This is a genomic window from Streptomyces sp. NWU339, assembly GCF_003143855.1.
In the GTDB taxonomy this organism is placed as follows: Bacteria; Actinomycetota; Actinomycetes; order Streptomycetales; family Streptomycetaceae; genus Streptomyces.
In genome coordinates this window covers 422,238-438,625 of record NZ_QFRK01000001.1, presented here as the reverse complement: position 1 = coordinate 438,625, position 16,388 = coordinate 422,238, and the positions used below count along the sequence as shown (strand labels likewise).

The window sequence follows — 16,388 nt, the reverse complement described above, 5'->3', positions numbered from 1 at the left end:
TCGACCTTACGCAGCGGCGAACGTACTTGGCCCCTGGCCAGTTTGCGGTACTGATCCTCGATCTGGGCCCGGCGGAGGACCTCCTCATCCTCAGCGTCCCGGCTCAACTCCACTCCCCCCAGGACTTCAGCACTCCGTCTTCCCAGAGCACTTGATCGATCCTGTCTTCTGTGAATGGCGCGTCATTTGCGTTAGTCAGCGCCGCATACATGCGCAGCACGTCCGGAACGGGGGAAGCCCGGCGCGATGGGGCGCCTCCTGTGGCCACAAGGAATAGCCAGGCGATCGCATCCCGCAGCACTGTCGATTCGGGTGTGTGCGCGCCGACCGCTGCCACTTCGTTGAACCGCTCGAGCAGGGCATCGTACGGCAGTTCACGGAAAGTGGTCCTGAGCGGCGGAGTTGCTCCCGGCCCGAGCTCGGCGGCTCGCCTCCGGCGTTCCGGCTCTAGCCATTCGAGGAGAAAACCGAGGTGGTGTTCGGCGCCGGCACCGAACGCGCGCCGGGCCCGAACCATCACGAGCATCCAGCTCAGTAGAGTCGGTTTGGTGAACCGAACGGCTGGCAAGTCGAGTGCAGGCAGCGACAGCAACCCTTTGAGAGCGCCAGCCACCTCTTCTCGGGTGTGGTCGGCCACCGCGTCACCAGAGCGCAGCCGATGATTGAGTTGCTCGCTGCCGACTGCTGCGGCCTGGACGCTGCCAGCTTCTGCGGCGACCAGCACCCTACTGATCACATCCTCGTAGGCCAGACCGACGTTCCCGAAACCGACGCGCTCTTCCCCCAGGCCCCAGTCGGCTGCCGCAGCCACGAGGCCCCGGATTTGCTCACCGAACGAACCCGATTCGACGAGCTTGCGGCCCGTTTCGGTCAGTCCGGCTTCGGCGTTGAGTCGCAGCACGGCGGTTCGCAACTCGGCGGGTGGTAGTTCGTTGAGCTCAAGGAGCACTAGTGGGTAGTCGTCGATCGCCGTACGCAGGCCCTGGGGCAGAGCGTCGTATGTCTTTCCATCGGATTCCCGCAGGGCACGGGCAGGAGGGGCGAGTCTACCGTCGACCAATAGGTCGCCGCGTACGAATTCCTCAAGCGCTGCCAGGCGTCGCTGACCGTCCAGCAGGACTCTCGATCCATCTGCTTCACGCGCTACGAGTAGTGTGCCGATTGGCCAGCCGCGGAGGACGGAGTCGAGTAGCACGTGCTTATGGTGGTCTGACCATTCCGCGTTGCTGGACGGCTCGGACGCCTGGCGTAGCTGTCCGTCGCGGAGCTGGGCGAGAGCTTCGCGCACGGTCACGACGGTAGGTCGGGTCGCCGAGGCTCGCAGATCGTGAGCCGGGGTCATGACGATCGCCTCCTCTCGCGTCTGGGCTGAGTGCCGGCCTGGGAGGTGCGGGTGAAATCTATGCCTGGTGGCACAATACGGCCGAGCACTGACATCCGATGGGTCATGATCCGAGGGCCACCTCAGTAGTACTGCCGGATGTAGTCGTACGCCTTCTGGAAGAGCTCTTCATCTCGTTGCAGTTGGTAGCGCACCAGCGTGCGGCGCAGCGCCTTCTTCACTTCGCGCTCACCACCCGCCGTGTGCTGCCATCCCGGGAAGCGCACCGCGTCGACGATGTTGTCGATCTCCTCGACGAGCTTCGTGACCGCCACGGGTGTGCCCTCTGAGCGGGACGACTCAAACAGCCGGGTGAGTGCGTACTTGCCCTGTTCCCTCGGGTCCTGCTCCTTCACTTCAGCCTCTGCCTGGGCCTCTGCCCGCGCGGTCTGTTCCGCGAGGTCCAGCAGCTGGTAGAGATACTCTCGGCTCACCAGCTGACCCGTCTCGTACTGCTGACGCAGTCGCTCCAGCTTCTGTGCCAGGGAGTCGAAGCGCGGCTCACCGCGGCGACGGCCCAGCCGGTCCTGAAGCCGGGGCTCAAGCTGCCGGATCCCCCTGTCGGGGACGCGCTGCAAGTACTCAGCCATCCTGGCGTCGATGATGAGTGTCTCGAGCCGTTCGGGTGGCACATCCGCGTGGATATGGGCGTTGACCAGCTCGCGCGTTTTGGGACCGAGCACCTGCCACAACAGAGGGCTCGTGGCGTTGCTAGGCCGTACGGACTGGTGCACTTTCACCAGCCAACGGTAGTCGTCGACGTGTTTGCTCAGTTTCGGGTCCGGGGCCAGCGCTTCCCACAGACGGGACAGCCGGGCGAACTTTTCTGCGAACGCCTCTCGTGTCCCGTCATCGGGAAGCTTGTCCTGAGCCGTGAACAGAGCCTCGTAGCCGTCCTCAGCACGATCCACTCCGGGGAAAAAGTCCAGACATTTACGCAGAGCATCGGGGAACTGGTCCCGCAACTCCTTGATATTGGTCACCGCACGCTCGACGGCCCGCTCGTCGAAACGCATCGCTTGCCCCAGGCGGGCAAAGACGCCGAGGTAGTCCACGATCAGGCCGTGCGACTTTGCCTGCTCACTGCCCGGACGCCGGTACGGGCGATTGACCCGGCAGACGGCCTGAAGCAGCGTGTGGTCACGCATGACCTTGTCCAGATACATCGTCTGCACGATCGGGGCGTCGAATCCGGTGAGCAGTTTCGCCGTCACGATGAGGATCTTGAGCGGATCGTCTGGGTCACGGAAGCGGTCCAGCAGCGCCGCCTCCTCGTCCTTGTCCCGCCCGAAGCGCTCCTGGATCTCCTGAGGCTGCCCTTGAGTGGACATCACGACCTCGCTGGTCTTCGGCCCTAGTACCGCATCCAGATGCTTCTTGTAACGGACGCACGCCTCTTGGTCGAAGACCACCACCTGTGCTTTGAAGCCTTCGGGCTCCACCTTCTCCTGGAAGTGTCGCGCGATGTCCTCGCACACCATGCGAATGCGCTCACTACCCTTGATCAACGCCCCCATACGGGCGGCCCGGTTGGCCATGGCGGCCTTCTCGCGTGGGGTGAGCCGCTCGGCGAGCTTCTCGAACTCGGCGTCTATGACCTCCCCGTCGATCCGGAAACGCGCGTCACGAGGCTCGAAGTGCAGCGGAAGCGTCGTCCCGTCACGCAGCGAGTCAGCCTGGGTGTACCGCGAGAGGTAGCGTCCGGGATCCTTCTCGTAGCCGAACGTTTTGAAGGTGTTGACGTCGGTTCGGTTGATCGGGGTGCCGGTCAGTCCGAAGAAGACGGCGCCGGGCAGGGCGTCGCGCATCTTCTGCCCCAGGTCCCGGTCCTGGGTGCGGTGCGCCTCATCGACAAGGCAGATGATGTCACGGCGAGTGGACAGGACCCGGTCCAGATTCTGGAACTTGTGGATGGTGGTGACGATGATCTTCCGTTGGCCCGTCGCGAGCATGATCCCGAGATTGTCGCCGGAGCCCGCCGTGACCACGTTCGGGATGTCCGAGGCGCCGAAGGTGGAGGTGATCTGGGTATCCAGGTCCAGCCGGTCCACCACGATCAGCACAGTGGGAGCTCCGGTGCGTGGATCGGTGCGCAGTGCCTGAGCCGTGAAAACCATCAGTAGGGACTTGCCGGAGCCCTGGAAGTGCCACACCAGTCCCTGTCGGGGCGCGTCTGGATCCTGCGCTGCAGCAGCGGCCCGGTCGGCCATCCGCCGGCCAGCTTCGTACTGCTGATAGCGGCAGACGTTCTTGATCTTCCGGTGACGGTCGTCAGTGCTGTAAACGGTGAAGTTCCGGATGATGTCCAGAACCGTTAACGGGTTCAGCAGACCGTCGACGGCCTGCCGGAGGTACTCGCGGCCGGGCTCGGGATGCTGCTCCCGCAGCCCCGGAGACCACCAAGGGCTCCAGAGGTGAAGGGGTAGCCGGAGACTGCCGTAGCGTAGGTCGCGTCCATCAGTGGCGAAACACAGGGCGTTGGGGACGAAGAACTCCGGCACGTTGTCCTGGTAGCCGTCGAGTTGGAGGGCACCGTCTGCCCACGTTATGCCGGCGCGCGTGGCGGACTTCGTCTCGCCCACGACCAGGGGAATCCCGTTGACCCAAAGCACATGATCGAAACGGCGACGGGTCGCACCGCGGCAGAAAGTGACCTCTGTGCTGATGTGGTAGCGGTTACGGGCCGGCTCGTCGAAGTCGACCAGATGAATGGCGACATGCTCGTGGTCCGGCCCGAACGGCATCGACTTTTCGCCGAGTAGCCAGGAGCGGAAGTCCTCATTGGCCTTGACTATGCCTTCGCCCCGTGCGGACCGGATCAACGCGGTGAGCCGGTAGAGCACCTCGTCGGCGAGATCGGGGTCGGCCGAGATGGTCGGGTTGAGACGGATCAGAGCGTCGCGCAGCTCGGACTCGACGAGAACGTCCTGCTCGGCCCGATCCCGTTGAGTGTCCTGCTGGATCCACGCGAGCTCCGGCAGGGCAGTGAGCCGGTCAGTGACGAACGCCTGGACCGTGTCCTTCTCGCTAAACATTCCCCGCCCCTCACTCACCCTCAGATGCCCCTCATCCGCGCCTTACTTGATGCCATCGGCGCCCGCAACTATCGCCCTGTCTGCCGACGCGCCCGGGCCTTGCAACAGCACGTTCAAGGTGCGTTGCATCAGATTACGCGTCTGTGTCAGGTCCTCGACGAGGGCGGTGCGTAGCCCCCGGGCGGCTTCGAGCCGCTCGACGACGCGTTGCTGGACAGAGAGAGGGGGGACGGGGATCGGCTGCGCCGAGAGGAGGCCAGCAGGAAGGTGAGCCATGGATGTGGTGCGCTTGGCTACCCGGGCGAATGCCCCGAGGCGCTGGCAGCGGCGGAACCAGCCGAGAGCGAACTCTGGTAGCACCTCATCGCTCGCACGGAAGCGCAGCAGGGTCATCTGGAAACAGCAGTCCTCGATCTCCCCACGATACATCGCCGCGCGGCCTACATACTCCAGGCTTTGCCCTTCATTGAGCAGCACATCCTTCGGCCGTAGCGCGTATTTGGCGAAGGCGGAGGGGGCGAAGTTCATCTCCAGAACGTCGTCCAGGAACAGCTCATCGTCCCCGACGTTTGCGACACGGAGATAGGGACGTAGATCCGACCCCTGGTGCACCTTGGGCTCACGTTTCATACCCAGCTGCACCTCCCCCACCTCGTCCACTCGACGCACTGGCCACTCCGACTCGTCGTACAGTTCGGCGAGTGCGGTGAGCTCTGCCTGCCGCGCGGCCTCAAGCGCTGCGGCCTTCGCCCGCGAGGCGCGTTCGAACGACCACAGAAGTTCGGCGATTCGTCGCTGCTCGGGCGGTGGCGGGAGAAGGAACTCGTACTTGGCGATGTCAGGCCAATTCACGTAGGGGTTTACTGACCCTCGCGACCAGTACTTCGAATGATGGTGGAAAGAGTCTGCCATCATCAAAAAGGGCAGAATGTCCGGGATAAGTTCACCGGGATCGGCGCTTTCCATCACGAACGTGGTGTTCGCGCAGACCCCCTCGAACTCGGCATAGGCGACCTTGCGTAGATAGGTCCGCCGGGATCCGTAGAGCACCTGACCGGGACGGAACCTGCGGTGGAACGCAGGGCCAAGGGAACTCCCCTTCACCTCTCCCCAGCGGGTGATGTGCAGCTGCCGGGAGTCCATATGCTCGCCCGCCACAAACCGCTCCAACCCGTCTTGCACGGGATTTGTCGAGTCCTTCACCTGTCGCACAAGCGAGCCGAACCGTACCGTACGCCAAGCCTCCTCCTGCACCTTCACTCCCCTCCCTTCAACTGCGCGATCAGTCCGGCCAGGTGACGAGCCGTGTTGGCGGCGTGTACGTCCCATTCAGTAAGGGCTTGTTGCAGCGGCACCTGTCCGTCGCTCGTACTCTCCGACGACCGCGTACCCACGATGCGGTTTATCGCCAGGTCGGACCCCCTGCTGAGCAGCGCATCCTTATCCATGTCTTGGGTAAATCCGTTGATGTTCTGGCACCCGTGATACGCAGCCAAAATTTCCGCAATGTGATCTTCGCTCAGGAATGACTGGCCTCGCACCCGCTCAAACAGGTGCGCCGCGTCAATGAAAAGGACCTTTCCCTTCCGCTCTGGTCGTTTCCGGGTGCGCAAAACCACTACGCATGCTTCCATCGGCGAGTTGTAGAAGAGCCCCGGACCGAGTCCCAGTACACACTCCAGAAGATCGGACTCGATCAGCTTCTCCCGCATGGCCCGCTCGTCCTCCCGGGAGAGCACACCGTGGGGGAAGAGGATGGCACACCGGCCCGTTTCAGGGTGCAGTGAGGCGGCGATGTGCTGGAAGAACGCGTAGTCCGCTCTCCCCTGGGGCGGCACACCCCACATGTTCCGCTGGTAAGGGTCCTTGGCGAAGAGCCGGCGATTCCACTGCTTGATCGAGTAGGGGGGGTTGGCGAGTACCACGTCGAAGCGCCGCAGCCCGTCGCCTTCGAAGAACAGTGGTTCGCCGAGGGTGTCCCCGCGCTCGATGTAAAAGTTCTCAATGCCATGCAAGTAGAGGTTCATGCGGGCGATCGAGGAGGTCATCACATTAAACTCTTGCCCGTACAGGGTGAGTTGCCGATGGTCCTTCCCCTGGCGCTTCAGCTCGGCCGCTGCAGTGACCAGCATGCCGCCCGTGCCACAGGTTGGGTCGTAGACCGTCTCTCCAGGCTCTGGTTCGAGCATCCGGGTCATGAGCCGGACTAGCGTTCGGTTCGTGTAGAACTCCTGAGCCGTGTGCCCGGAATCGTCCGCGAACTTCTTGATCAAGTACTCGTACCCTTGGCCGAGTTCGTCCTCCGGGACCCGGGCCAGGGAGAGTATCTGCGTGGAGAAGTGTTCCAGCAGGTCACGAAGCGTGGCGTCCGAGAGCCGTTCGGTGTTCGTCCACTGGGCATCCCCGAAGACTCCCAAGAGCTGTTCCGGATTAGCCTTTTCGATGGCCTTCATAGCCTTGGCGAGCGCCGAGCCAAGCCCGGAACGGGTCTGTCGGATGTCTGCCCAGTGGTGACCGTCGGGAATCTGGAACTGGTAGTTCTCCTCCTTCGCCGCCATCTCCGCGTCCCCGTCGTACGCGGCAAGGGCCTGCTCGCGCTCCTCGTCGTGCACGTCACAGATCCGCTTGAAGAAGAGCAGCGGAAAGATGAATTGCTTGTAGTCACCAGCGTCGATGAGTCCCCGGAGCCGGACCGCTGCTCCCCACAGGTAGTTCTCCAGTTCCCGCTGATTCAACTGCTCCGCTGCTACATCCGTTCCGGGCAGCACGTCCGCCGTGCTTCTGGTGCCGTTCATCCGAGGAGCCTCCATTCCTTGAGCCGATCACGAAGCTCGGTCTCGGCTGTTGCGGCGTCCACCAGGGCGCTTTCCAGGGCGGCGACGGCCTCACTCAACGGGGGTAGCCCGGCCGAGCGGTCCTTTCCTACGTAGAGTGCGATGTTGAGGCTGCCATCGTTCTTCTCGATCTCCGGCAGACCCACCAAGCGGCTGCGCTCCTTGATGTCCGCGAAGGCGCGATACCAGCCCAGGATTCGGGAGGTGTGCTCGGCCTCCAGTACGTTTTGTTTGCTCTCTTTGCGCAACTGGTCGGCAGCGTCGATGAAGAGGATCTTCTTCTGTCGGTCCTTGGGCTTGTTCGCCCGCAGCACGAGGACACAGGCAGCCAGCGGCGCGCCGTAGAAAAGACGTTCCCCAAGTCCAATGACGGCTTCTATCGCGTCTGACTCGATGATCTTCCTGCGGATACGGGCTTCGGCGCCGTCCCGGAAGAGAATGCCTTGTGGCAGTACGACAACCGCTCTGCCGGTGCCGGGCCGCATAGAGGCGAGCATGTGCTGGACCCAAGCCCAGTCAGCCGTGCTGCGCGGCGGCACACCAGTCTCGCCCCGTCCGTATGGGTCTCTGGCCCACCCCTTCTCACCCCACGCGGCCAGCGAGAACGGGGGGTTCGCGATCACGCAGTCGAAGGCCCGCAGGCTTCCGTCTGCTGCGAAGAACCGGGGTTCGCGCAAGGTGTCTCCGCGCGCCACCCGGAAGTCCTCGATCCCATGCAGGATGAGGTTCATGCGGGCGATGCCCGAGGTCGTGAGGTTCTTCTCCTGGCCGAAGATCTTTCCCCACAGCAGCTGGGGAGCCACTCCCTTTCGAGCGAAGTGGTGGGTTACCTCGATCAGCATCCCGCCGGTGCCACATGCCGGGTCATATACCGTCTCGCCCGATTTCGGGGCGAGGATGTTCACCAGCAGCTCGACCACGGCGCGAGGTGTATAGAACTCGCCAGCCTTCTTGTTAGACAGATCCGCGAACTTCTTGATCAGATACTCGTATGCCTGACCAAGGAGGTCGGAGTCTGTGTGTGCATCGCCCAGGAATCGTGCGGAGAAGTGGTTGAGGAGCGCTCGCAATACGTGGGGTGGAATTCGGTCGCGGTTGGTCCAGGGTGTGTCACCGAAAATACCGTCAAGTGTCTCCGGATTGGCCTTCTCGATTGCGCGTAGCGCGTCAGTGAGTGCGCGGCCGAGTTTCTCATCGGGCGCCGCTACGACATCTTCCCAGCGATGGCCTTCCGGGATGACGAAACGGTGCTGATCCGCCTTAGCTGCGAAGTCGCGGTCTCCGTCGGAATGTGCGAGAGCGTCGTCGAACTCTTCACTGTAGACATCGCACAGACGCTTGTAGAAGAGCAGCGGGAAGATGTAGCTCTTGAAGTCAGCCTGGTCGACCAGCCCCCGCAGGAGATGAGCTGCGCCGAGCAAATGCGACTCCAGCTCACTGAGCGTGAGCCCTCCGGCCGCATCTGGCAGCAGTTCCAGCTGCTCAGACGCTTCCTGCTGGGCCACAGTGAGACTCCGTTCTGTACGTAAAGCATCCGGAAATGTGCGAAGGGTGGCAGTTGGTTGGCATCCTCGCGGTCCGTCAGGTTATCCCGGAGGCTCCAGGGGATGTTCGGAGCGGCCAGCGTCGGCTGCAGGTGGCCGTGACAGTTTAGGACGGCTGCCCACACGCCAGTGGTGGGAGCGGGGCAACTCACTCTGTGATCTGCTCCCACGAAGGCCAACCAAGGTCGCGTTAGGCGGGTCTCGGGCTGTGGAGCAGCCGTGTCTCGCTGCTGTCGCTCGGTGGGGTGAACGACATAGGGTCAGCGGACCGGGACGTGCGCTGACCAACGGGTAGGCCCCATACCTCGGACTCCTGCCGCACACGATGCCTGATCCTCAACCCGCCACCGCTACCCAGCTCCCATCCCGTCTGCTCGGCTCTGCCTGGGCCGATGGCAGACGGGATGGGAGTTCCCCGCGCACGCCACTACTCGGCCTGCACTCGCGGACGGTGCCCCCCCTCCGTCTCGGAGCCTGAGCGCCCCCCGCCGGAGGCTCGTTCTGACCGTGGTTTGCCCGTCTAGGTTTCTGCTTCTGGGTCGTAACGTGCTTGCGGCCCCAGGGGCCGGCCCAACGCCGAAAACGCAGAGGGGCCAGCCCGCGCTTCGCTCGGGCCCTTGAACTGGTAGGAGAAGTTGCAACTCACAGGAGAGCTCTGTTCAGCTCGGGGTCTGAGACCGGTGCGGTTGATGCGTCAGCAGCGGGTTCGTTGAGGCTGCGACGGGCGCCGACACTTGACGGCAGCTCTGACGGCAACGGCAGCACACAGACGCGCATGATCACGGATGTCAGCGATCGAAGCCCAAGGCCGTGAGCCGTCCTCATGGCGTGCTGCCCGATCCTACGGATCAGAAGGTTGCAGGTTCGCATCCTGCCGAGTGCACAGTGTGAGAGCCCCGCTGGGTGTCCAGCTGGGTTTTCGCGTTGTCCGTGCGCCGCCGGTTCAGGTTCCGGATTTGTGGCGACGGCGGTCGGTTCCGCGGTGCAGGAACACCGTGCGGAGCTGGTGGCTCAGGGCTGTGGCCGCCGCGGTGAGGAAGATGAAGGTGTAGAGGATCTGGAGGATGGCGACCAGGCGAGCCGCCTGGCCGTGCGGGGTGATGTCGCCGTAGCCGATGGTGGCGAGGGTGACCAGCGTGAAGTAGAGGGCGTCCAGGCGGGTGCTGAGGCCGATCATTTCGCCGGGGTGTCGGGCCAGGGCCTGGTAGGCCGTCGCGAAGACCAGGATGGCCAGGCACATCAGCAGGGGGATGACCAGTCCGGGCCGGGCGTGCGGATGGTTGAGGAGGACATGGACGATCTGCTGGAGCAGCAGGGCGGCTATGAGCGCCAGGGCCAGGACGAAGAAGGTCCAGCTCAGGGCGGGGCGCTGCGGGCCCAGGCCGTCGAGGGGGAGCAGGAAGTAGGCGACGACCATGAGGGTCGCGCCGGCCGTCTGGACGAGCCAGCGCCACAGGGGGGTCCGGGGCGTGAAGGGCTTGCGGCCGCTGCCCATGGGGGTGCCGGGGTCGGCAGGGGCGAAGGGTTCCGGTGTCCGGTGTCCGGTGTCCTAGGTATGGCTCGGCTCGCCGCGCGGTGCGCACAGGGCCCAGATGACGAATCCGTAGATGATCATGAGGGTGATCGACCAGACCGGCGCGTAGGGCAGCCACACGAAGTTGGAGATCATGCCCAGTCCGGCCAGTACGACACCCGTGACGCGGGCCCAGGTCGCCCCGGTGAACAGGGCGAGCCCTGCGACCAGTGCGAGGGCGCCGAGGATCAGATGGATCCAGCCCCAGCCGGTCAGGCTGAACGCGTAGGTGAAGTTGGGGGTGGTGATGAAGATGTCGTCCTTGGCGATGGCGGAGATCCCCTCGAAGATCGCCATGATCCCGCCGAAGGTCATCAGCACTGCCGCGGCCGCGGTCCAGCCCATCGCCCAGGTGCTCCGTGGTGCCCATTCGGTCCGGTGTTGCGTTCCGCCGACGTTGCTGGCCATGTGTTCGCCCTTTCGGTCGTCCCCGAGCGGTACGGCTCCTCCTCCAGGTTTGCACCGGGCCGGGCGGGCGGCACCTCGGTGGGCGGTGAGGCGCCTGCCACCGTCGATGGCAGTCGATTTCAGTGGGTGGCCCTACTCTCGTGAGGGATGGCACGGACATGGAAGTGCTCGGGACTGCGCTGGTCGGCGGACGGTCCCGTGCTGGAGTGGGAGGCCGGTCGGCGCACCGCGCTGACCTGGGGGAAACGGGTGGCCTTCGGGGTCGAGGAAGGGGGCGTGCGGACATGCGTGGGGGCGCGGGGCCATGCGTGCCCGCTCGGCGCGGTGGTGCCGGGGCGGAGCACGGGGGCGCGCTGCGAGGAGTGTGCGCGGCTGGACCGGGCGCATTCCGTGGCCGCCGACACCCTCGCGGACGATCCGCGGCCGTACCGCGTATACCTGGCGTGGTTCGGGCCGGGGATGGTCAAGGTCGGGATCACCGCGGTGGAGCGGGGGCCGGCGCGGCTGCTGGAGCAGGGAGCTGTCTGCTTCAGCTGGCTGGGGATCGGGCCGCTGATGGCGGCTCGGCGCGCCGAGGAGCTGCTGCGTGCCGCGCTCCACGTGCCCGACCGGATTCCGTACGCCGACAAGCGGGCGGTGCGGGCGGTGCTTCCGGACACGGAGGCGGAGCGGGCGGCGGAGCTCGCGGAGCTGCATGCGCGGGCCCTCGCCCTGACCGGGTGGCCCGAGTCGCTCGACCGTGCGCCCTTCCGGCCCGTCGATCATGTGCGGGTGTTCGGGCTGGCCGGGGTGCCGGCCGCCGCGGGGGAGGTGAGCGAGCTGGTCGCCGGAGGTGCGGCGAGCGGGGAGCTGGTGGCCGCCGCCGGGCCGGATCTGCATCTGGCGACGGGAGGTGGGAGCCGGAGCCTCGGCGGGAGCGGGGTCGTGGTGCTGGATGCGCGGTTGCTGGCCGGGTGGGGGCTGGTGCCGGGCGCGGGGCGGGGGTTCGACCTGCCGGTGAGGGCGCTGAAGGGGACCGGTGAGGGGGCGGGGGTGCAGGACGGGCTGTTCTGATCCCGGCCCGGCTTCGTTCCGGGTCTGCGGGCTCGGCCGGACTGTCCGGTGCTGTTCGGTCTCCGGTCCGTTCTCCTTGCACGGGAGTGGACCCGGGGCGCGGTCAGGGGTGATCGTGGCAGCATGAGTGATCACTCCACGGCACCGGCAGCAGCGCCGGAACGGGCACCGGCTTCGGAATCCGTAGCGGAATCCGCCGAGGTGCGGCGGTTCTGGGAGGGGCTCGGGCTTCCCGGGCTCGTCGACGTGCACACGCACTTCATGCCGGAGCGGGTGCTGCGCAAGGTGTGGGCCTACTTCGACGCGCTCGGGCCGCTGACCGGCGGGGTCGAGTGGCCGATCACCTACCGGCAGGAGGAGAGCGAACGGGCCGGGCTGCTGCGGGAGTTCGGAGTCCGCGCCTTCACGGCCATGCTCTATCCGCACAAGCCCGGCATGGCGCGGTGGCTGAACGGCTGGGCGGTCGACTTCGCCCGCCGTACGCCGGACTGCCTGCACACCTCCACGCTCTTCCCCGAGCCCGGGGCCGAGGCGCAGGTCCGGGAGGCCGTCGAAGCGGGGGCACGGGTCTTCAAGGCGCATGTGCAGGTGGGGGCGTACGACCCGGCCGACCCGTTGCTGGACGGGGCCTGGGGCGTGCTCGCCGAGGCGGGCGTCCCGGTGGTGATCCACTGCGGTTCCGGGCGGGCGCCCGGAAAGCACACCGGACCCGAGCCGATCGCGCGGGTACTGGCCCGGCATCCCCGGCTGCGGCTGATCGTGGCGCACCTCGGGATGCCCGAGTACGAGGACTTCCTCGACCTCGCCGCGCGCTATGAGGAGGTGCGGCTGGACACCACCATGGCGTTCACCGACTTCACCGAGCGCATGGTGCCGTTCCCCCGGCGGGCCCTGCCCCGGCTGGCCGACCTCGGCGACCGGATCCTGCTCGGCACGGATTTCCCCAACATCCCGTATCCGTACGTCCACCAGCTCCACGCCCTGGAGCGGCTCGGGCTCGGGCAGGCCTGGCTGCGGGCGGTGTGCCACGACAACGGTGCCCGTCTCTTCGGCCTGGGTGAGAGTGAGGGGCCGTCGGCCTCCTGAGGATCCGGCCCCCCGGGGACGGATGCCGGGGCGTTTCTCAGGGAAATCACAGACTTCCGAAAGGGCGCTCTCAGAGGCCCCCGCGACGGTGTGGAGCATGACCACGACCTCGCCCCGGGGGCGCGCCGAACTGCTGAGGCCGGACGGGAGTCCCGTCCGGGTGCTTGTGGTGGACGACGAGCAGTCGATCACCGAACTGCTGTCCATGGCCCTGCGCTACGAGGGCTGGCAGATCCGCAGCGCGGGGGACGGCCAGGGCGCCGTCCGTGCCGCGCGCGAGTTCCGGCCCGACGTTGTCATCCTGGACATGACACTTCCGGACATGGGCGGGCTGTCCACTCTCGGACGGCTGCGCCGCGAGCAGCCGGACGTCCCCGTCCTCTTCCTCACCGCCAAGGACGCCGTCGAGGACCGTGTCGCGGGCCTGACCGCGGGCGGCGACGACTGCGTGACCAAGCCGTTCGGCCTGGAGGAGGTCGTCGCGCGGCTGCGCGGGCTGATCCGGCGCTCCGGCGCGGTCGACCGCCGGCCGGAGTCCGTGCTGGTCGTCGGCGACCTCACCCTCGACGAGGACAGCCACGACGTCACCCGGGGCGGGGAGCACATCCACCTCACCGCCACCGAGTTCGAACTGCTGCGCTTCCTGATGCGCAACCCGCGGCGCGTGCTCAGCAAGGCGCAGATCCTCGACCGGGTCTGGTCCTACGACTTCGGCGGAAAGGCCAACGTCGTCGAGCTGTACATCTCGTATCTGCGCCGGAAGATCGACGCCGGCCGGGAGCCGATGATCCACACCCGGCGCGGCGCCGGATACATGATCAGGCCCGCGGTCTCGTGAGCGAACGGCGACGACCGTGCCCGCGCACCCTGCGGACGCGGCCCGTCGTCGTTTCCGTGCAGTCGTTTCCGTGCACTGACCGCGGTGGTGTGTGAGGCGATCAGCACCGTGACCCCCACTCGTGTCGTGGTCGCACCTGTACGAGCGGCTCGACAGCCGGCCGGACGAGGGCGCCCCGCGTGCGTCGGCCGGACTCGGGCCGGCCGACTGTACGTCGTATAAGAACTATTCTACGGTGTACAGCATGACGATGTCCCCGTCTCCCCAGGAGCAGACCCCCGACCGGGTCTCGGACAACCGGGTGCCGCGGCCCCGGGGGCACCCCCGGCGCTGGCTGATCCTCGGTGTCATCTGTCTCGCGCAGCTCACCGTCCTGCTCGACAACACCGTCCTGAACGTGGCGATCCCCTCGCTCACCCGCGAGATGGACGCGTCGACCGCCGACATCCAGTGGATGATCAACGCGTACTCGCTCGTGCAGTCGGGCCTGCTGCTCAGCGCGGGCAACGCCGCGGACCGCTACGGCCGGAAGAAGATGCTGGCCGCGGGTCTGGCCCTGTTCGGTGCCGGTTCGCTGGTGGCCGGACTGGCCGATTCGTCGGGCCAGTTGATCGCGGCGCGGGCCGGAATGGGTATCGGCGGCGCCCTGTTGCTGACCACCACGCTGGCCGTGGCGATGCAGATCTTCCCGCCCGAGGAGCAGACCAGGGCCATCGGCGTCTGGAGCGCGGTCAACGCGCTCGGCTTCGCCACCGGCCCGCTCCTCGGCGGCTTCGTGCTGAACCACTTCTGGTGGGGCGCGATCTTCCTGATCAACCTGCCGATCGCGGCGCTCGGCCTGGTCGCCGTCGTGGCGCTCGTCCCGGAATCGAAGAACCCGGAGGGCGAGCGGCCCGACCTGCTCGGCGCACTGCTCTCCACCGTCGGCATGACGGCCCTGGTGTACGCGATCATCTCCGGGCCCGAGCACGGCTGGACCTCGGTCCGCGTCCTGGTGACCGCGCTCACCGCCGTCGCCGTTCTCGGCGTCTTCGCCTACTGGGAGAGCCGCGTCCCGTACCCCATGCTCGACCTGAACTTCTTCAGGAACCGCCGGTTCACGGGTGCGGTCGCCGGGGCGACGCTGATCACCTTCGGCATGGGCGGCGCACTGTTCCTGCTCACCCAGCACCTGCAGTTCGTGCTCGGCTACGGCCCCCTGGAGGCCGGCCTGCGTACGGCGCCGCTGGCCCTGGCCGTCGTCGCGCTCAACTTCACCGGACTGGCCGCGAAGGCGACGGCGAGGATGGGCGTGCCGGTCTCCATCGCCCTGGGCATGACGCTGATGTCCGGCGGGCTGGTGTCCATCGCCACCCTCACCGCGCACGGCTACCCGGGCACCCTGCTGGGCCTGGTCCTGATCGGGGTGGGCACCGCGGTCGCCAACCCGGTCATGGCCCACGCGATCATGAGTTCCATCCCCCAGGAGAAGGCGGGCGTCGGAGCCGGGATCAACGGCACGCTCGCCGAGTTCGGCAACGGTCTGGGGGTCGCCGTACTGGGCGCGGTGCTGGGCGCCCGTTTCGCCGCGCTGATCCCGGTGGAGGCCGGCTCGCTCCCGGCGGCGCTGGCCGCGGCGGACTCGGCGGGCGAACGGGGCCGTATCACCGACGCGTTCTCCTCAGGACTGGAGACCAGCCAGCTGGTGGGGGCGCTGGCCGTGCTGCTCGGCGGGCTGCTGGCGGCAGCGCTGCTGCACCGGGCGGGCAGGGCGGACACGGGGACGCAGGCCGGGTAGTCCCCGCACGTCCGCGTCCCTGCGGGGACCCGGACAGGCCCTAGCATGAAACGGCGTCGGAAAGTCGAGGAAGGTGCGCCATGGCGAGGGCAGCCCAGCGGTCCGGGGGCTCGGCGCGCCCCAGCGTCTGGCTGGAGGACAGGGCCCGGCGCGGCGGGCGCGGCGGCGGACAGCCGTCGGGACTGGACCGGGAGCGGATCACGGAGGCCGCCGTGCGGCTGCTGGACGCCGAGGGCCTGGACAAGTTCTCCATGCGACGGCTCGCGGCCGAGCTGAACGTCACGGCGATGTCCGTCTACTGGTACGTCGACACCAAGGACGACCTGCTCGAACTCGCCCTGGACACGGCCTACGACGGTCTCACCCTGCCCGCCCCGGACGCCGACGAGGACTGGCGCGACCAGTTGCGTGCGCTGGCCGGGGAGTACCGGGCCATGCTCGTGCGTCACCCCTGGCTGTCACCGCTGGCCGGGAGGTTCCTCAACATCGGGCCCCGATCGCTGTCGTTCTCCGGGGCCGTGCAGCAGGTCATCCGCAGGACGGGGCTGCCGGCACACGGCATCACCGGTGCCATCTCGGCAGTCTTCCAGTTCGTGTACGGATACGGCACGATCGAGAGCCACTTCCACGCCCGGGTCGCCGCGACCGGGATGACCCTCGACGAGTACCACCGGCACGCCATGACCGAGGTGGCGCGGTGGCCGGGTGCCGCCGGGGTCGTCGAGGAGTCGACGAAGGTCATGGAGGCCCGGGGCGGCGACACGGTCGAGGAGATGATGGAGCGGGACTTCGCCTTCGCCCTGGACCTGCTGGTGGCGGGTATCGACGCGATGGTGGCCCGAAGCAGGGGCTGACCCGC

At 66.7% G+C, this 16,388-nt stretch carries 12 protein-coding genes; 5 read left to right on the top strand and 7 right to left on the bottom strand.

The window, feature by feature from the left end; translation table 11 throughout:
• Positions 1-103: 103 nt before the first annotated feature.
• The 7 genes from DIZ27_RS45045 to DIZ27_RS02000 form a co-directional block, all read right to left on the bottom strand.
• Positions 104-1,288, bottom strand: a complete 1,185-nt coding sequence (locus tag DIZ27_RS45045) for a DUF262 domain-containing protein (protein WP_146228895.1) — start codon at positions 1,286-1,288, stop codon at positions 104-106.
• 176 nt (positions 1,289-1,464) lie between these two features.
• Positions 1,465-4,416, bottom strand: a complete 2,952-nt coding sequence (locus DIZ27_RS02025) for a type I restriction endonuclease subunit R (RefSeq protein ID WP_109376486.1) — start codon at positions 4,414-4,416, stop codon at positions 1,465-1,467.
• 42 nt (positions 4,417-4,458) lie between these two features.
• Complete coding sequence (locus tag DIZ27_RS02020) at positions 4,459-5,676, bottom strand: restriction endonuclease subunit S (protein WP_181383336.1); 1,218 nt, start codon at positions 5,674-5,676, stop codon at positions 4,459-4,461.
• Positions 5,673-7,211: a class I SAM-dependent DNA methyltransferase gene (locus tag DIZ27_RS02015; protein ID WP_109376484.1), complete on the bottom strand. Its 1,539-nt coding sequence runs from the start codon at positions 7,209-7,211 to the stop codon at positions 5,673-5,675. The genes DIZ27_RS02020 and DIZ27_RS02015 overlap by 4 nt, the downstream gene beginning before the upstream one ends.
• On the bottom strand, positions 7,208-8,755 hold the full coding sequence (locus tag DIZ27_RS02010) for a class I SAM-dependent DNA methyltransferase (protein ID WP_219933579.1): 1,548 nt from the start codon (positions 8,753-8,755) through the stop codon (positions 7,208-7,210). The genes DIZ27_RS02015 and DIZ27_RS02010 overlap by 4 nt, the downstream gene beginning before the upstream one ends.
• A gap of 982 nt (positions 8,756-9,737) precedes the next feature.
• Complete coding sequence (locus DIZ27_RS02005; RefSeq protein WP_109376483.1) at positions 9,738-10,289, bottom strand: potassium channel family protein; 552 nt, start codon at positions 10,287-10,289, stop codon at positions 9,738-9,740.
• A 54-nt stretch (positions 10,290-10,343) separates the two neighbouring features.
• Positions 10,344-10,775 carry a hypothetical protein gene (locus DIZ27_RS02000; RefSeq protein WP_109376482.1) on the bottom strand — a complete coding sequence of 144 codons (432 nt, stop codon included), beginning with the start codon at positions 10,773-10,775 and terminating at the stop codon, positions 10,344-10,346.
• A 147-nt stretch (positions 10,776-10,922) separates the two neighbouring features.
• Here DIZ27_RS02000 and DIZ27_RS01995 point away from each other — a divergent pair, with 147 nt between their 5' ends.
• The 5 genes from DIZ27_RS01995 to DIZ27_RS01975 all read left to right on the top strand — a co-directional run bounded on the left by DIZ27_RS01995 (position 10,923) and on the right by DIZ27_RS01975 (position 16,383).
• Complete coding sequence (locus DIZ27_RS01995) at positions 10,923-11,828, top strand: DUF2797 domain-containing protein (protein WP_109376481.1); 906 nt, start codon at positions 10,923-10,925, stop codon at positions 11,826-11,828.
• A gap of 123 nt (positions 11,829-11,951) precedes the next feature.
• On the top strand, positions 11,952-12,914 hold the full coding sequence (locus DIZ27_RS01990; RefSeq protein WP_258308190.1) for an amidohydrolase family protein: 963 nt from the start codon (positions 11,952-11,954) through the stop codon (positions 12,912-12,914).
• A gap of 97 nt (positions 12,915-13,011) precedes the next feature.
• Positions 13,012-13,752, top strand: coding sequence for a response regulator transcription factor (locus tag DIZ27_RS01985; protein WP_181383335.1), 741 nt, complete (start codon positions 13,012-13,014; stop codon positions 13,750-13,752).
• Positions 13,753-14,002: 250 nt separating this feature from the next.
• Positions 14,003-15,529, top strand: coding sequence for an MFS transporter (locus tag DIZ27_RS01980; protein ID WP_109376667.1), 1,527 nt, complete (start codon positions 14,003-14,005; stop codon positions 15,527-15,529).
• Between the two features lie 80 nt (positions 15,530-15,609).
• Entirely contained in the window at positions 15,610-16,383 is a 774-nt protein-coding gene (locus DIZ27_RS01975; protein WP_109376478.1) for a TetR/AcrR family transcriptional regulator, read from the top strand.
• The last annotated feature ends 5 nt before the right edge of the window (positions 16,384-16,388 follow it).